15 protein-coding genes and 1 pseudogene are annotated in these 15,626 nt (G+C 65.1%); 5 read left to right on the top strand and 11 right to left on the bottom strand.

The window, feature by feature from the left end; genetic code table 11:
- Positions 1 to 142 precede the first annotated feature (142 nt).
- From hypA to Q0D52_RS00040, 9 genes are all read right to left on the bottom strand, one after another.
- Entirely contained in the window at positions 143 to 496 is a 354-nt protein-coding gene (gene hypA / locus Q0D52_RS00080; protein ID WP_294379274.1) for a hydrogenase maturation nickel metallochaperone HypA, read from the bottom strand.
- Positions 497 to 623: 127 nt separating this feature from the next.
- Complete coding sequence (tatC, locus tag Q0D52_RS00075; RefSeq protein ID WP_294361248.1) at positions 624 to 1,454, bottom strand: twin-arginine translocase subunit TatC; 831 nt, start codon at positions 1,452 to 1,454, stop codon at positions 624 to 626.
- Positions 1,455 to 1,457: 3 nt separating this feature from the next.
- On the bottom strand, positions 1,458 to 2,024 hold the full coding sequence (locus tag Q0D52_RS00070; RefSeq protein WP_294379272.1) for a twin-arginine translocase TatA/TatE family subunit: 567 nt from the start codon (positions 2,022 to 2,024) through the stop codon (positions 1,458 to 1,460).
- Between the two features lie 169 nt (positions 2,025 to 2,193).
- On the bottom strand, positions 2,194 to 2,388 hold the full coding sequence (locus Q0D52_RS00065; RefSeq protein ID WP_118350733.1) for a CASC3 protein CASC3: 195 nt from the start codon (positions 2,386 to 2,388) through the stop codon (positions 2,194 to 2,196).
- Positions 2,389 to 2,394: 6 nt separating this feature from the next.
- Positions 2,395 to 3,747: an amidohydrolase family protein gene (locus tag Q0D52_RS00060; protein ID WP_294379270.1), complete on the bottom strand. Its 1,353-nt coding sequence runs from the start codon at positions 3,745 to 3,747 to the stop codon at positions 2,395 to 2,397.
- Between the two features lie 116 nt (positions 3,748 to 3,863).
- Positions 3,864 to 5,306 carry a HAMP domain-containing sensor histidine kinase gene (locus Q0D52_RS00055; protein WP_294379268.1) on the bottom strand — a complete coding sequence of 481 codons (1,443 nt, stop codon included), beginning with the start codon at positions 5,304 to 5,306 and terminating at the stop codon, positions 3,864 to 3,866.
- A gap of 9 nt (positions 5,307 to 5,315) precedes the next feature.
- Entirely contained in the window at positions 5,316 to 5,999 is a 684-nt protein-coding gene (locus Q0D52_RS00050) for a response regulator transcription factor (protein WP_294379265.1), read from the bottom strand.
- A gap of 150 nt (positions 6,000 to 6,149) precedes the next feature.
- Complete coding sequence (locus Q0D52_RS00045; protein ID WP_294379263.1) at positions 6,150 to 7,334, bottom strand: 4Fe-4S binding protein; 1,185 nt, start codon at positions 7,332 to 7,334, stop codon at positions 6,150 to 6,152.
- Positions 7,335 to 7,386: 52 nt separating this feature from the next.
- A complete protein-coding gene (locus tag Q0D52_RS00040) occupies positions 7,387 to 8,184 on the bottom strand; it encodes a hypothetical protein (RefSeq protein ID WP_294379261.1) in 798 nt (265 codons plus the stop codon).
- 382 nt (positions 8,185 to 8,566) lie between these two features.
- On the opposite strand from Q0D52_RS00040, the gene Q0D52_RS00035 reads away from it, so the two are divergent.
- The 5 genes from Q0D52_RS00035 to Q0D52_RS00015 all read left to right on the top strand — a co-directional run bounded on the left by Q0D52_RS00035 (position 8,567) and on the right by Q0D52_RS00015 (position 14,245).
- Complete coding sequence (locus tag Q0D52_RS00035) at positions 8,567 to 9,391, top strand: hypothetical protein (RefSeq protein WP_294379259.1); 825 nt, start codon at positions 8,567 to 8,569, stop codon at positions 9,389 to 9,391.
- 2 nt (positions 9,392 to 9,393) lie between these two features.
- On the top strand, positions 9,394 to 10,095 hold the full coding sequence (locus Q0D52_RS00030) for a molecular chaperone (protein WP_294379258.1): 702 nt from the start codon (positions 9,394 to 9,396) through the stop codon (positions 10,093 to 10,095).
- A 123-nt stretch (positions 10,096 to 10,218) separates the two neighbouring features.
- A complete protein-coding gene (locus Q0D52_RS00025) occupies positions 10,219 to 10,944 on the top strand; it encodes a 4Fe-4S dicluster domain-containing protein (RefSeq protein WP_294379256.1) in 726 nt (241 codons plus the stop codon).
- 8 nt (positions 10,945 to 10,952) lie between these two features.
- The gene (locus tag Q0D52_RS00020) at positions 10,953 to 11,945 is read left to right on the top strand and encodes a 4Fe-4S binding protein (RefSeq protein ID WP_294379254.1); all 993 of its coding nucleotides are present in this window, start codon (positions 10,953 to 10,955) and stop codon (positions 11,943 to 11,945) included.
- Between the two features lie 398 nt (positions 11,946 to 12,343).
- Positions 12,344 to 14,245: a UvrD-helicase domain-containing protein gene (locus Q0D52_RS00015; protein ID WP_294379252.1), complete on the top strand. Its 1,902-nt coding sequence runs from the start codon at positions 12,344 to 12,346 to the stop codon at positions 14,243 to 14,245.
- Positions 14,246 to 14,562: 317 nt separating this feature from the next.
- Here the strand turns inward: Q0D52_RS00015 and Q0D52_RS00010 are convergent, their stop codons facing one another.
- On the bottom strand, positions 14,563 to 14,925 hold the full coding sequence (locus Q0D52_RS00010) for an arsenate reductase family protein (protein ID WP_294379251.1): 363 nt from the start codon (positions 14,923 to 14,925) through the stop codon (positions 14,563 to 14,565).
- A 473-nt stretch (positions 14,926 to 15,398) separates the two neighbouring features.
- Positions 15,399 to 15,626 (bottom strand): annotated as a pseudogene (locus Q0D52_RS00005) (hypothetical protein); the annotation flags it as partial.

Here is a 15,626-nt window from a genome sequence, read left to right as displayed (position 1 = left end):
TCAAGCAGCGGTTTCGGTGATAAACCAAATCGGGAAAGCGTGGCGAACGCTCGGTCTTCCAGCTGCGCCATCGGGCACGTACGCGCGGGAACCGCCCGTCCCTGCAGCAGACATCCGCCACGCGGCATTGCGCCGGCGCCCGCTAGTCGTCGGGCAGGTCCACCTCGATGGAATCGATCTGCATCTCGCGACCAGCCAAAAGCTTCGTGTTGTAGCCGCCGCACTCGGGGCACACCATGTGGAAGCGATCGTGCTCGTACTCGGCTCCGCAGTCCAGGCAAAAGCTTCGGGGCGTCACCATGTTGATCTCAAGCTCCGCGCCTTCGCTGATGGTTCCTTCCGTGAGCACCTCGAACGCGAAGCGCAGCGAGTCCTCGATGGCCTCGGTCATCTCGCCGATGGACAGCGTGACCTTGAGCACCTTCGTGGCGCCCGCCTGCACGGCGGAATTCTCCACCGCTTCCATGACTCCGGTCATGATACCTAGCTCGTGCATGCAGCTCCTTCGATCCGCGAAATCGTGCAGCGCCCGCGCCGCACGTCATTGGTACGCACCCATACTATCCCAAGAAGGCCCGCATGCAGCGGGCCTTCAGGTTAACCATATATGTTTGACGGCGAAGCTACTTGCGCTTCACGGCCTTGAGCTTCTTGGTCTTGGGAGCAGGGGCTTCCTGGCCCTCCTCCTTCGCAAGCTCCTCGTTCTGCTTCTTGATGCGCCTGCCCAAGGCGATGCGCGCCAGCAGCAGCGACACCTCGTACAGCACGATCAGCGCGGCGAACATGAGCGCCATGGTGACCGGCGATGCATCGGGCGTGACGATGGCGCAGAACACCAGCAGGCCCACGTAGATGCCGCGCCAGCTGTTGCGCAGCTTCTTGTACGGCACCACATTGAACACCACCAGGTAGAAGATGACCAGCGGCAGCTCGAAGGCCACGCCGAAGCCCAGCTCGAACTTGATGATGATGTCCACGTAACTGGCCATGCGCGGCGTGACGGTGCCCAGGCCCATGGCCTGGTCGGTGAGCCACTGGAACGCCGGGTTCAGGATGATGCAGTAGCAGAACACGGTGCCCAGGATGAACAGCACCACGGCAGCGGCGAACGTGGGGATGAACCACTTGCGCTCGTTGGGCTTGAGCGCCGGCAGGAAGAACGCCAGCAGCTGCCACAGGATAACCGGCGAGCAAGCGACGATGGCCGCCCAGATGGAGATCTTGAAGCGGGTGGAGAACGCCTCGAACGGGTCGATGGCCATGAACGACGGCAGGCCGTCGGGGCCCTTCGGCAGGTACTCGGAGATGGGGATCATCAGGAACTGGCCCATGGTGGGCGTGGCGAAGTAGAACACGCACACGCCGATGAGCAGGCACACGACGATGCGCACCAAGCGCATGCGCAGCTCGCCCAGATGATCGAATAGGGGCATTCGCGCCGGTCCGATAGGCATCGGTTACTCCCCCTTCGTTTCGGTGGCGAAAGATTCTGCAGCGGACGCCGCCGGTGCGGCGGGCGCCGCGGGAGCCGCTTGCGCGGCGGTTTCGGGCGCCGCGGCCTCGGTCGACTTGGCGTCGGCGGCGGCCAGGGCGGCCTGCTTGGCGGCCTCGGCCCTTTCGGCTTCGGCGGCCTGCTTGGCGGCGCGCTCGCGATCATAGCGGGCCTTGCGCTCGCTGAAGCTTTCCTGCTGGCCCGCCGGGCGCGGCTTGGATGCCGCGGCGGAGGAGCTATGCGAGGAGACGGCCTTGCTTGCGCTGCTCACTGCCTTGCTTGCGCCGTTGGCGGCCTTCTTACCTGCGTCAGCGGCCTTTTCCATAACATCGAGCGGGTTCTTGAACGGCTCGTCGGAATCGGGGTCGTACACCTCGTTCTTGATAACCTTGTTCATCTCCTCCTGCGCGTTTCGGAACTTGCCGATGGCCTTGCCAAGCGTTTTCGCCATTGCGGGCAGCTTGTCGGGGCCGAACAGCAGGAAACCGAACAGCAGAATGAGAAATAGCTCAAATCCACCGATACCAAACAAAGCATTCCCCTTTGCGTGCGTTCCCTTTACTCTTTTCGCGCTTGCGCGCAACAGCCATTCATGGTAGCACAAACGCCCCGGCCCCCTTCGCGCGCACTTCCTTTACAGAAAAGTTCTTCCTAGGGAAGCCGCGTTCGGGGACCGGGGCGTTATCGATTACCGAAGGTTGCTACAGGGACAGCACGGAGAGCGCGATGGTCGGGATGCCGAGCGCCAGCACCAGGATGACGCACACCACCACGGTGAAGATCTTCTTCGTGCGGGCCGCCGCCTCGCGGCGCGCCTTCTCGCGCGCTTCCCGCTCTTGCGCCGCCTTGATGCGTTCGGCCTTCTGCTTGGCCGTGAGCTTTTGGTTCGTTCCCATGGCGCGCTACCTCAGCTTGCTGCGAATCTCGATGACGCGGGCGATGCTGCGGGCCACTTCCACGCCCACATGCCAGCTGCTCTTCTCGTACAGCACGTTGCCGCCCACCATGGTCATGAGCACGTCGGAGCCGGTGCAGGCGTTGACCACGGCCGAGACCGGGTCGGTGGCCGGCGTTTGGTGCGAGCCGGACAGGTCGACGGCGATGACATCGGCCAGCTTGCCCACTTCCAGGCTGCCCACCTTGTCGTCCATGCGCAGCGCGCGGGCGCCGCCGATGGTGGCCATCTCCAGCATGGTGGAGGATTTCATGAAGCTGCGCGGGTTCACGGCGCGCTGGATGAGCATGCCGGTGTGCATCTCCGAGATCATGTCGGTGGAATCGGTGGCGGCGGGGCTGTCGGTGCCCAGGCCAACGCGCAGGCCGTTGTTCAGGAACTCGGCGAGCGGGGCCACGCCCATGCCCAGCTGCGCGTTGATGCGCGGGCAGCTGGCGATGGAGACGTCGTATTCCTTGAGCTTGGCCACGTCATGGTCGTCGACGTAGACGCCGTGCACCATCATGACGTTGTCGCTTTCGAACGCGCCCCAGTTCAGCACGTAGTTGACCGGCGTGGTGCCCGTGGGCAGCCACGGCGGGACCTCCACGAAACAGCGCGTGGTGTCCATGGAATGAACGGAGAAGGGCGAGGAGCCGTAACGCACGAAGTCGCATTCCTCGCGGTCGCCGGCCAGGCGCAACGCCACCGGGAGGTTCTCTTTGGCGGCGAGCTGGGCGACCTTGCGGAAGATCTCCGGATTGCAGGTGAACAGCGACGACGGCGCCAAGCCGATGGTGAGGCGGTCGGAGTCGACCTCCTCCTGCCAATGGGCCAGGTCGTTCTCGGCCTGATGCATGGCGAAGTCGACGCGTCGACGGTCCATGGCGCCCACCTCGCGGTAGACGACGCCGCGCATGCCGAGCTTCTGCATGGCGGTGCAGCTGGCGCCCGAGGTGGTGATGTCTGCCACGGTGGTGATGCCGCTGGACAGCGACTCGAGGCCGCCCAGGATAGCGGAATCGTACCAATCCGCCACGTCCATCTTCGCGGACAGTTCGCGCATGGTCATGATCCAGGTTGCATAGGGGACATCGTGGACGATGCCGCGCATGACCGCGTTCTCCAGGTGGGTGTGCAGGTCGACGAAGCCGGGCAGGATGGCCGCCTGGCCGAAATCGGAGACCTTCTCATCGGGATAGCGCAACTTGAGCATGGCGGCGTCGCCGACGTCGCGGATGGCGCCGTCGCGAACGAGCACCGCACCGTTGTGGATGGGTTCCGACGTGATGGGAAGCACGTACTGCGCGCACAAAAGCATGGGCTGCCTCGCTTGTTCCGTGATTTGCAAGTAAACACGTATGATACCACCGATGAGCGCCTCGGCAGAGCTTCCACGAAAGCAACGCGGCGAGCGGCGCAGGGAGGGACCGCTACCTACTTCAACGGCAACGTTGCGGTGAACACGGTGCCTTCGGCCTGCGTGCTGGCGACCGTCAGCGTGCCGCCGTGCTCCTCGGCGATGGCCCGCGCGATGGCGAGCCCCAGGCCGTGCCCGCCGGCGCCGCCCGTGCGCGCCTTGTCGGCGCGGTAGAAGCGGTCGAACACGTGGGGAAGGTCCTCGGGCGATATGGGCGCGCCGGTGTTGCGCACCGCAAGCTTCGCCTGCTTTCCCGACCGCGAAAGCGACACGTCCACCGCTCCCCCGTCGTCGACGTACTTGCAGGCGTTGTCGATGAGCGTGCCCGCCAAACGGCGCAGCCTCTGCTCGTTGCCGCGTAGCCTGATACCGGGCTCCACCTGCGATTCCAGCTTCACGCCGCGCTCGAACGCCACCGATTCGAACTGCAAGGCCTCGCCCTCGAGCACGTCGGACAGGTCGACTTCCTCGAAGGCCGGGCGGGCATCGCCGGATTGCGCGGCGGCCTCCTCCTCGTCCATCTTCGCCAACGCAAGCAGGTCGCCCACCAGGCCCTGCATGGCCTCGGCCTCGTGCTGCGTGCTCTCGAGCCATTGGCTTTGGCTTGCCACGCTGCGCTCAGGATGCTCGAGCGCGATGGACGTGTTTGCCAGGATGACGGTAAGCGGGGTTTTCAGGTCGTGCGACGCATCGGCGACGAAACGCCGCTGCTGCGTCCAGGCGCGGGCGACGGGGCGCAGCGCCCAGCGGCTGAAGAACAGGCTGATGACGAAGAACACGGCCAACGCCGCCACCTCCACCACGGCAAGCGTGGCCGCCAGAGTGCGCCAGCCGCTCGCGCTGCCCATGTCGGCGAACGCCAGGTACGTGACGCCGCCCGCCTGGCGCTTTACATAGAACAGGCCCAGGTCGGATAGGCTGCCGAAGCCCTCGTCGGCTCCGGCGAGCTGCTGACCGGCTTGCTCGAGCACGTCTTGGCTGATGGAAGCCGTGTTGAAGCGGCCGAGAGCGGACATGTCACCGTCCGCGGACATGGAGAACAGGGCCACGGGGATGACCTGCTCCCCATCGCGCTCGCGCCCGCCGATGGTCGGCGGCGCCGCAACGTCGGAGGAGTCGGCGACGGCGAGCTCCTGATCGGCCGAGCCGGCGAGCACATCGGCCGCGGCGTCCTCCCGGCCCACAGCCGGATCGACGGCAGCGCCGGCTTGCTCGACCGCCTGGGCCGGCGCCTCCGGGCCGTCGCCGGATTCCGGCTGGCCTTCGCCGAACGCGTCCTTCCCCATCTGCCTGCCCTGATGCTCGGATGCCTGCGCGATGGCCTGGTTGAGCGCGCCGTCGACCGCGGCGACGCTTTGCCGATGGTTCACCACGCAGATGGTCGTGAAGACCACCGTCAGCACGACGGCGACGGTGGCCATGTTCAGCACTATGAACTTGATGCGGAGCTTCTTCAGCATGGCGCCGCCCTAGGCCGCAGCGCCATCGGCGGCGAAACGGTAACCCGCCTTGCGGATGGTCTCGATACATGCCTGCGAGCCCAAAAAGCGCATCTTCTTGCGCAGGAAGCTGACGTAGGCCTCCACGTTGTTGTCCTCGGCGCTTGACTCCACGCCCCACACGCGTTCGATGAGCAGCTCCTTCGACACCACCTGGCCCGGGTTGCTCATAAGCACCTTCGCCAGGGAAAACTCCTTGAACGACAGGTGGATGGTCTTCTGCCCGCACGTCAGGTCGTAGCTTTCCAGGTTCAGCGAAAGGTCGCCCGCGTCGAGCTTCTCGAAGATCACCTCGCCCTGGCGGCGCGTGAGGGCACGCAGGTGCGCCAGCAGCTCGGCGGGGCTGAACGGCTTGGTCATGTAATCGTCGGCGCCGCTGTCCAAGCCGGCGATCTTGTCGGGCACGGCATCGCGCGCAGTGAGCAGCAGCACCGGCGTGCTCACGTTCTTGCGGCGCAATTCGGCCACCACCGTGAAACCGTCCATCTTCGGCAGCATGACGTCCAGGATGACCACGTCGTAGATGCCGCTTTCGGCATAAGCTAGCCCGTCGGCGCCGTTGTGCACCACGTCGGTGCCGTAGCCGTTCTTCTCCAGGATGTGCGCCAGCGCGCGGGCCAGCCGCACGTCGTCTTCCACGATGAGGATCTGCATGGTGTGCCTTCCGTCGATTCCCGAACCCGCGCCGCAGGGCGCAGGCGTGCATTCTCTTGATCAACAGTATACGGCCCAGCCTGAAAACGGGCTTAAAGAACGGGGCCGCCCCGAAGGACGGCCCCGCATGCGGAAGTTATGGAAGCGGATTTAGCGCTCGTAGACCTGATCGCAGCCGAGCAGGTCCTTCATGGTGTGCCAGATCTGATGCGGGTCGCCCACGGGGTGCGCGAGCGGCTTCATCTCGTAGCGTTCCACCGTGCCCGATAGCAGGTCGACGGCGAACACCTCGTCGGAGAGCGTGAGCGCCTGCTGCGGGCAGATGTCCGTGCAGCAGCGGCATTTCACGCAATCGCCGGGGAAATGCTCCACGCCGAACGTGCCGTCCTCGTCGGTGAACTTGCTGATGGCGCCGGTCGGGCAGAACGTCGCGCACATCTGGCAGCTGCTGCACTTGTCCGGGTCGATGATGACGTGGCCCCACAGGCGGGTGTCGATCATGACGTCCTGCGGCTCGCCTAGGCTGGACAGGCTGTTCAGCAGAAGCTCGCGACGATCGGGGACGAAATGCGGCAGCGTGCCGTCCTCCATCACCTTCTGGAAACGCGATTCGGGCTTCTCCTCGATGCCGAGCGTTTCCTTCACGGCGTAATCGGCGGTGGTGCCGGCGGCGGCTTTCGCCTCGGAGCCCACTTCGGCGAAGAACCTGCGCTTGCCGGCGTCGAAGCTGGACTTGCCCTCCTGGCGAACCTGGTGCGGGAACTTCTTGACCAGGTCGACGCGCACGCTGCTGTTCCAGGTTTCCAGCAGCGTGTTGGCGGTGTCGCGCACCTGCTCGGCCATATGGAACCCGGTGGCGTGCTCGCAGGCGGCGCACTTGCCCTCGACCAGGCTGACGTGCTTGGCGCCGGCCACGGCCAACGTGACCAGCAGGCTTTCCTCCACGCGCCCAAGGCACGTGACGGACACGACTTTCTCCAGGTCAAGCAGCCCCTCGGCGGCGTTCACGATCTGCTCGCACGCGATGACGACCTCGCCGTCGGCGGCGCGCATGGCCTGGATGCAGCGATGCAGCAGCTCGGCGTCATTGGGGCGATGGGCCTCAAGCGCGCACGTGGGGCACACGGTGGCGCACGTGCCGCAGCCGATGCACTTCTCCGGCGAGATGATCAGCTCGTTGTCGTTGTAGGAGATGCAGCCCGATGTGCACACCTCCGCGCATTTCATGCACGAGGCGTTGCGATTGCGCACGACGGCGCAACGGTTCTGATGAACCGTGATATCGGCGCTCTGAAGTTTTTCGAGCAGACCGAGGAAATTCTTGGCACTTGGCATTGCTGCCCCTTTCTCGTCTACCCCCTTGCAAATGGTTAGTATAGCCGTTCGCCTACGCGAACGCACCGGCGGAAGCATCGAACTCGCGCACGGTGCCGTCGGCGTACTCGATGCCCCAGGTGCCGTAATCCACGTCGAACGCGGGCAGCTCGGGCATGGCGAAGGCGGACTCGGCGGACTGGTCGGCCGCGCCGGCGGCGGGCTCGGCGGCAACGGGCTCGGCGGCGTCGGCGAGCTCGGCAATCTGCGGCTGCTCAGCCGTTTGACCTGCGGTTTCACCTTGCTCGGCAGCGGCCGCCTCGGCTTGCGCCTGCTCGGCGACCGCGAGCTGCGCCTCGTAGCTGGCGCGCGACGGGATGCGCACGCAGGCGATATCCTGCCCCAGCGCACCGGCGTTCATGAGTTCGCGCACGCGCTCGACCATGTCCACCGCATCGGCAGGCAACGACGAATCGGAGCCCGTCTTCATCGCGATGAGCGCGTCGTCGCCGAACTCCAGCTCAAGCCAGTGGTACGGGAACGCCGGCTGGCCGTTTTCGGCACGGACGTTGTTGGCGGCCGTGATGGTGTTGGACACCTTCGAGAACATGTTGTGCAGCCACTTGGGCATGACGCCCTCCCACAGCTGCTGCGCCGCCTCATCGGAGCTGTCCCAGTAGGCGCGATGCAGCTTGATCATGAAGCGCATCACGTTCTCCGGGCGCTGCCCGTCTGCCGGCTTGTGCGCCTGCACAAGCGACGGCGCCACATAGGAGTACGAGCGTTTGATGTCGGAGACGCACTCGTCGTTGAATAAACGTTCGTCCAGGTCCATGCGAAGAATCAAAGAGGGTCGAATAAAAGCGGTCATGGCTTCAGCTTCCTTTCTCCAAACCAAAGCGGGCCGGCGCACGTCCCCACGCGGCCGGGTCCGTCGTCCACTTGCATTCTTCCCCAAACCCCGCCGCGCAGTATGGCGCAACCCTCCGCGCATTGTCAAACGCGGACACGATTATCCGCAAAGTCGGATAATCTGCCGCGAAAAGTCGGACCTTGACATCGTCGACGCGGCGCGCCTATCATCAACGCGGGGAGTCCGCCGGCGCACCATATGCGTGCGGCAGACATTGTTTGCAAAAGTCGGAGCTTCAGGGGTGAAGTTCCCGGAGTCGGTCTTACGGGCCGGCACTGTAGCGTCGTGCCAGAAGGCAGGCGCTAGTTTTGTTGTTGGCAATGTCTGGGAGGGGCGGAGCATGTCTGATTCCACTTTCGATCTATCCTTTGATTCCGAGCTTGACGAGTTCGACCCGCTGGAGGATACCGGCGCGGACGACGACGAGGACGAGGGCGGCGATTACACCGCTATCAGCTCGGCAACCGATGCACCTGCGCAGCAGTCCGAAGCCGAAAGCGACGACCGTACGCCTGCCGAGCGCATCGACGACCTGTTCAAATCCATGGCCCCGCGCCGCAAGGTGCTGCTGGGCATCCTTTCCTTCGTGCAAGAGCCGCAAACCGCCGAGGCCGTGAACGCCCACGTCGACGAGCTGCAGCAGGACAACTTCAGCGTTTACACCGCCGCCAACCTGTGCAACCTGCTCGAGCGCGCCGGCGCCATCGAGCGCATCACCGTCGACGGCCAGCCCGCCGACGACACGGAAAACGAGCCCAAGACCGTGGTCGTGGACGGCGTGGAGTATCTGGAGGCCGCCGAACCCGTCGAGGTGTTCTGGCGCATCACCGAGCCTGGCCAGGCAAAACTTGATTCCGACAAACCGATCGAGCGCCTGCGCGCCCTGCTTGAGGAGGACGCGGCGTACGCGGTCATCTACAAGCGCATCCTCACACTGTGCGCGGCCGAAGGCGGCGCCGCCACGCCGGCCATCAACGGCAAGGTCGACAACGACCCGCTGGTGCAAAAGCCCCGCCTGTACGCCCCGCACTTCGTGGACAAGCTGGAGCAATGCGATGCGCTGGAATGGCGCAAGGCCTGGTTCACCACCGAAACGGGAAAGCAAGGCCTGGAAATGCTGGCAGACGTCGTGGACGGGTCCGCGGCCGATTCTAAGGAGGACTAACCATGACCGAGAACGCCAACACCGCCGCAGAGCAGGCTTCCATGGACGATCTGATCAAGCTCATCGAGCAGCGTGCCGCAACGTACGGCCTGCTCAGCCGACTGTTCCGCGTGGAAATCGACCAGGAGCTGCTTGACGAGCTGCACGGCATGCGCTTCCCCGCCTCCACGGGCAACGCCGACGTGGACGAGGGCTACCTGCGCCTGGCGAAGTACCTGTCCAACACCTGGGAGAACAGTCTGACCGACCTGGCCGTGGACTACACCCGCGTGTTCATCGGCCACGGCGTGGACGCCTACAGCGCCGCCTACCCGTTCGAAAGCGTGTACACCTCCGAGAAGCGCCTGCTCATGCAGGACGCCCGCGACGAGGTGCTCGCCATCTACCGTTCCGCCGGCCTTGACAAGAAGAACAGCTGGAAGGAAGGCGAGGACCACGTGGCCCTGGAGCTGGAATTCGAGCAGGTGCTTGCCAACCGCACCGCCGAGGCGCTGCGCAAGGGCGACGAGGAGGAGGCCGCCGCGCTGCTGACCACGCAGAAAAACTTCCTGGAGGACCATCTGCTGTCGTGGGTTCCCATGATGACGGCCGACATGAAGCGTTTCGCGAAAACCGACCTGTATCAGGGCCTGGCCTATCTCACCGATGGGTTCCTGAACACCGACAAGGCGTTCCTGGACGACGTTTTGACCGAAGACGAGTAACGGGCATCGCCCGCCGACGCGCTTCGAAGCCGGCGCGTCGGCGGTTTGCACCGCCAGGCTTCCCGGCGCGGAGGGCGTCGGATACGGGGAGGCCAGCATCGGGCGCGAGCGAAAGAAGGAGAGATGGACAACACGGATAACCGCACGGACCTGCCCGAAGGCCGCGCGGAACAGACGAGGAGAGCGGCGGATCCCGCAACAGCGCAGGCCGCCGCGGAGAAACAAGCGAAAACCGGGGGAATGACGCGTCGCACGCTGTGCCTGGGCATCGGCGGCGCCGCGGTGATGCTCGGCCTGGGCGGGCTGAAGCTGGCGAACCCGCAGGCCATCATCCGACCTCCGGGAGGTCAGGATGAGGACCGCCTGATCAGCGCCTGCATCCGCTGCGAGAAATGCTACGAGATCTGCCCGCGCGACGTCATCCGCCCGGCGCACATCGAGGACGGCATCCTGAACATGCGCACGCCCACGTTCGACTTCAGCGACGACTACTGCGATTGGTGCACCGAGGAGAACGGCGGCACGCCGCTGTGCGTCTCGGCCTGCCCCACGCGCGCGCTGGAGCTGCCGGCGGGCGCCACGAAGGAGAACACCATCATCGGCCGCGCCGTCATCAACACCGACTGGTGCCTGGCGTACAAGCTGATCGGCTGCCGATTCTGCTACGACGCGTGCCCGTACGAGGCCATCGCGCTCGACGACGAGAACCGACCCGTGGTGCTCGATAACAAGTGCAACGGCTGCGGAGCCTGCGAAAGCGTATGCGTGTCGCTGCAAAACGGCTCCATCTCCGAGGGCGCCACTTCGCGCGCCATCACCATCAAGCCGCTTGACCAGGTAGAAAGGTAGGTGCGGTCATGAAACGCAATTCCAAGACGCTGCGCACCATAACCGCGCTCGCCATCGTCGCCATCGTTTTCGTTGGCTTTCTGACGAACCTGGGCATCGGCACCATTTCCGCGCCGGGCATCTGGGATATCTCCATCCTCTGCCCGCTGGGCGCCCTGGGCACCATGCTCGCAAGCAAGATGATGGTGCCGCGCGCCGTGGTGTCGCTGGTCATCATGGTGGCGCTCATCATCGTGTTCGCCCGCGCGTTCTGCGGCTGGATGTGCCTCGTTCCCCTGGTGCAGAAGCTTCGCGGCATCTTCACCAAGCCTGAGAAGCAGGCGAAGGCCGCGAAGGCAAAGGCCGCGAAACAGGCGGACGGTAAGGCGGCCGAGGCCGCTGCCGATATCGCACCGCTGACCGAGGACGAGAAGGCCGCGCTGGCAACCGGCTGCGAGAAGGACTCGAAGGGCCTGGCCGGCTGCGCAAGCTGCGCGAAGAAGCGCGGCGAGGCCGTGGATGCCCGCCATTTCGTGCTGGGCGGCGCGCTGCTGTCCACCTTCATCTTCGGCTTCCCGGTATTTTGCCTGGTGTGCCCCATCGGCCTTACCTTCGCCACCATCCTGCTGCTGGTGAACCTGTTCGCGCAGGGCGATGTGACGTGGTCGCTCATCGTGGTGCCCGCCATCCTGATCGCCGAGGTGCTGCTGTTCAAGAAGTGGTGCCATAAGCTGTGCCCGCTTTCGGCGTTCATGAGCCTGATCGCCAAGCTGAACCGCACGTTCAAGCCCACCATCGATAACGCGAAGTGCCTGGAAACGGCCCAGGGCAAGAAGTGCGGCGCCTGCGGACGCGCCTGCGAGGAGGGCATCGACCCGCGCCACCCCGAGCTGTCCGAGGCCGCATGGAGCGAATGCACGAAGTGCCGCTCGTGCGTGGACGCCTGCCCGGCGCACGCGATCAGCATGCCGCTGATCGCCAAGAAGGGCGAACCCGTCTCGCTGGTGGAAAACGAGAAGTAGCCGGCAAGCGGATACGGCAAACGCGCACGTTGCGGCGCGAGGAACGCAACACGGGAACAGCCGGGCGCGCATCGCGCCCGGCCTCCCGAGCAGAGGGTGGCCTAGCAAGGGTTCTGGGGATAGACCACCTTCTGCCCGGGAGCGGCGCCTCTTCACCCTCCCCTCCCTCCCCACTTTAGAAGATGCCGCCGCCCCCTCTTTCAACCTGAGAAGCCGAAGCGGGCACCCTCCTCACCCGCTTCGGCGCAAACCTCCGTCGCCCAACAAGCCGACGGAGGGGCCGAGGAAGACAACGACCCGTCGGCGGCGACCGACGGAAACGCGTTCCGACCCGCCTGGCGGGCAAGATCGCGAACGCATATATAAATAGGTAAGGGTTAACGGCTGGGAGGTCGAACATGAATCAAGACGTTTCGCACATCAAGGCAACGCGCATCATCGGCGGCATCGGCTGCGGGAAAACGCACGCGCTGATCAAGCGCGTATGCTCGCTGCTTTCAGGCGGCGAAAAGGCGGAGAACGTGCTAGTGCTGTGCGCCACGCCGCAAGCATGCGAGGCGTTCACGCTGCGCCTGAACGCCGCTGCCGAGGAAGCCGGCGCAAACGCCGATGGGGTCACGGTGACCACGCCGCGCGCCCTGGCGCTCGAGGTGCTCTCCGACGCCGAGGCGGTGCGCTGGTCGGGCCGCGAGCCGCGCCTGCTGACCGCCTACGAGGAGCTGTTCCTGCTCGAGGACATGAAGGTGAGCGGTCTGCGCCCCAAACGCCTGCGCGAGATGCTGAAGTTCTTCTACCGCAGCTGGACCGAGCTTGCCGATGACGATCCGAACTGGCTTTTGCCCGGCGAGGAGTCCAACGTGCATACGCTGCTGAAGGACAACCTAGCCTTCACGCGCAGCATCGCCGAGCCCGAGGCGGGCAATCTTGCGGCAAATTACCTGCGGACCCATGCCGGCGCGGTTGCAGCGCATTCGTTCGCCCATGTGCTGGTGGACGACTATCAGCGCATCAGCAAGGCATCGCAGCTGCTTGCCGGCCTGGTGGCGGCAAAGACGCTCACCGTCGCCGGCGACCGCGCCGCTTGCGTGCAGGTCTACGACAGCTACCCCTATGCCGCGGGCTTGGACGAGTTCATGGATGCGCACGAAGGGGCGCAGGATATCGAGCTTTCCGCGTGCCATACCTGCGCAGCCGGGGCCGCAGCGGCCTCCAAACTGCTGGCAGACCCCGCCATGCAGTCGATCGCGTTCCATGCAGCGGAAGACGTCGCCGCAGGTCAGACGGTTGTGCTGGAAAGCCCGCTGCCCGAAGACGAATTCGGCGCCGTTGCGCGTTTCGCTGCTGAAGCCATGGCGGGCGGCATGAACCCCGCCGATGTGGTGGTGGCCACGCCCAACGGCGTATGGGGCCGCAACATGGTGAAAGCCCTGCTGGCGGCGAAGGTTCCCGCCCAGGCGCTGAACGATCGCCAGCCGGTGCGCGGCGACATCCGCGACAACGAGCGCTGCGTGCCCGCCCGCGTGCTGACGGCGCTGGACCTGGTGGCCGACCCCGAAAACGCGCTTGCATGGCGTTGCTGGTGCGGGTACGGCGACTGGTTGGCCAACAGCTCCGCCATGGCGAACCTGCGCGCATACGCCGACGAGCACGACAAGGGCCTGGTGGAGGCCCTGCGTAACGTGCAGGACGGCGCGCTCGCCGCCAACGCAGGCGAGACCGACCGCGTGGTGGGCGCCAAGCGCGTGGCCGATGCGCACGAAGCGGGCCTTGCGCTCATCAAGTCCGCCGCCGGCCTTGAGGGCACGGCGCTGCTGAACAAGCTCGCCGAGCTGGTTACGGGCCAGGAAGGCGCAACGGCACCGGGCATCGTGAGCACGCTGTGCCTGGGCGGCCACGACAACTCCGCCGCCGCCATGGCCGAGCGCTTCCGCAGCCGCCTGCTGGCGCCCCGCATCGACGCCGCAAGCGCCGTCCAGGTGGTCCCCTACGACCAGGTCGCGGGGCTTTCGCCGAAGGTGCTGATCATCAGCGGTTTCGTGAACGGGTTCATCCCCTGCCGTGAATACTTCGACAGCTCCGAGATGCCCCTGGACAAGCAGGAGAAGGAGCACGCGAAGGACGCTCGCCGCGTGTACGCCATGGCAGGAAAGGCAAGCGAGCAGCTGGTGGTTTCCCGCTTCACCACTACCAGCCTGGAAACCGCCGGCGTCATGAAGCTGCATATCGGCCGCATCCGCCTGCAAGACGGCAAGCGCATGTGCGTCATCGAGCCCAGCGACTTCACCGAGCAGCTGGCATAAGGGATTTCAGCGGGCCGCAGCCTCCCGCTGCAGCCACCCCGGCTTCGCGCCGAAGTCACTAAGGCCCCGGACCGCTAAAGCGATCCGGGGCCTTGCCAGTTGAGGACGTAGCCTTATCTACCCAAACGCTTAGGTCCAGACGCTTAGGGGCGTAGCTCTATCCGTCCGGTTTTCTGCCGCAAAGCAATGGCCAGCATGTTCCGGACAGATAAGGCTACGTCCCCTAAGCGCCCCACTAGCCCAGCCGCCAATCGACTTTCGGCGGTTTCCCTTTTCCTATCTGTCTAACGGAAGCGCAGAACGCCTGTGCGAAATGCTTATAGCAGCGCAGCTTCCCAATCGGCTTCTTTGAAACCGGTTAAGACGAAATCGGAGCCAACGACGATGGGACGCTTTACCAGCATGCCGTCAGCAGCCAGCAGGTCATAAGCTTCCGCGTCCGACATGCCTGCATCTAGCTGGGCTTTCACATTATGCTGACGATACAGCTGCCCGCTGGTGTTGAAGAACCGGCGCAGCGACAGCCCGCTTTTCGCATGCCATTCGGCCAGCTCAGTCGCCGTGGGGTTATCCGCCACGATGTCGCGATCCGAATACGCCACGCCATGCGCATCCAACCATGCCTTCGCCTTCTTGCACGTTGAGCACTTCGGGTACTCGACGAACAGCACTTCCTTCACGATGAGCTCCTTCCTTTAGGCGGCTCGCCTTTGCGTTTTGCGTTGCATAACGTAGCAGGACGCCACCGTACCGCTCAACCATGCACAAGGACGCTTAGGGGACGTAGCTCTATCTGTCCGGCTTTCTGCCGCAAAGCAATGGCCAGCTTGTTCCGGACAGATAGAGCTACGTCCCCTAAGCGTCTTCTCTAAGCGTCTCGCCCAAACGCAAAACGGCCCCTTCCGCTTGGAGACGTCCCTGTTTGCAAGGGGGTTTGGGGAAAGGGTGTCTCCAAGCGGAAGGGGCCGCTCGAGGGTATTCGGTTGTCGGGGCCTGGTGCCCTGCCGGGATCGCTCGGCCTCTGCCCCGCCATCGAGGACGGATCGCCGATGGCGGGGCGGGAAGGCCGGCGGGCCGGAGCCTCGCGGAGCCGTCGGCCTTCCCCGCCAGGGGCGGCCGGGCTGCTGGGCCCGGCCAATCCCCTTGAGGCCGCCTAGTAGAACATGAACACGGACAGGCCCACGTTGTAGAAGGCGACGCGCAGGCAGACCGCGCCGATAAGGGCCGCGACCACGGCCACGCCGCCGAAGAGCTTCCAGCTGGCGGCGTCGCCCTTCTTGCGGGCCATCACGCAGCACACGAGAGGCACGATCGCGCCCACGATCACAGCGCCCAGCCACAGCAGCGGAGCCTGGCAGGCCAGGGTAGCGCCCGCGTCGAC

The sequence above is a fragment of the uncultured Senegalimassilia sp. genome, from assembly GCF_934630535.1.
GTDB lineage: Bacteria > Actinomycetota > Coriobacteriia > Coriobacteriales > Eggerthellaceae > Senegalimassilia.
This window is presented reverse-complemented; position numbering and strand designations above follow the sequence as displayed.

Excerpts from the sequence above, each read along its gene's own strand:
- Q0D52_RS00030 (WP_294379258.1), top strand. The coding sequence starts at position 9,394 with ATGACCGAGAACGCCAACACCGCCGCAGAGCAGGCTTCCATGGACGAT.
- Q0D52_RS00060 (WP_294379270.1), bottom strand. The coding sequence starts at position 3,747 with ATGCTTTTGTGCGCGCAGTACGTGCTTCCCATCACGTCGGAACCCATC.
- tatC (WP_294361248.1), bottom strand. The coding sequence starts at position 1,454 with ATGCCTATCGGACCGGCGCGAATGCCCCTATTCGATCATCTGGGCGAG.
- Q0D52_RS00015 (WP_294379252.1), top strand. The coding sequence starts at position 12,344 with ATGAATCAAGACGTTTCGCACATCAAGGCAACGCGCATCATCGGCGGC.
- Q0D52_RS00050 (WP_294379265.1), bottom strand. The coding sequence starts at position 5,999 with ATGCAGATCCTCATCGTGGAAGACGACGTGCGGCTGGCCCGCGCGCTG.
- Q0D52_RS00025 (WP_294379256.1), top strand. The coding sequence starts at position 10,219 with ATGGACAACACGGATAACCGCACGGACCTGCCCGAAGGCCGCGCGGAA.
- hypA (WP_294379274.1), bottom strand. The coding sequence starts at position 496 with ATGCACGAGCTAGGTATCATGACCGGAGTCATGGAAGCGGTGGAGAAT.
- Q0D52_RS00065 (WP_118350733.1), bottom strand. The coding sequence starts at position 2,388 with ATGGGAACGAACCAAAAGCTCACGGCCAAGCAGAAGGCCGAACGCATC.
- Q0D52_RS00020 (WP_294379254.1), top strand. The coding sequence starts at position 10,953 with ATGAAACGCAATTCCAAGACGCTGCGCACCATAACCGCGCTCGCCATC.
- Q0D52_RS00055 (WP_294379268.1), bottom strand. The coding sequence starts at position 5,306 with ATGCTGAAGAAGCTCCGCATCAAGTTCATAGTGCTGAACATGGCCACC.
- Q0D52_RS00035 (WP_294379259.1), top strand. The coding sequence starts at position 8,567 with ATGTCTGATTCCACTTTCGATCTATCCTTTGATTCCGAGCTTGACGAG.
- Q0D52_RS00040 (WP_294379261.1), bottom strand. The coding sequence starts at position 8,184 with ATGACCGCTTTTATTCGACCCTCTTTGATTCTTCGCATGGACCTGGAC.
- Q0D52_RS00045 (WP_294379263.1), bottom strand. The coding sequence starts at position 7,334 with ATGCCAAGTGCCAAGAATTTCCTCGGTCTGCTCGAAAAACTTCAGAGC.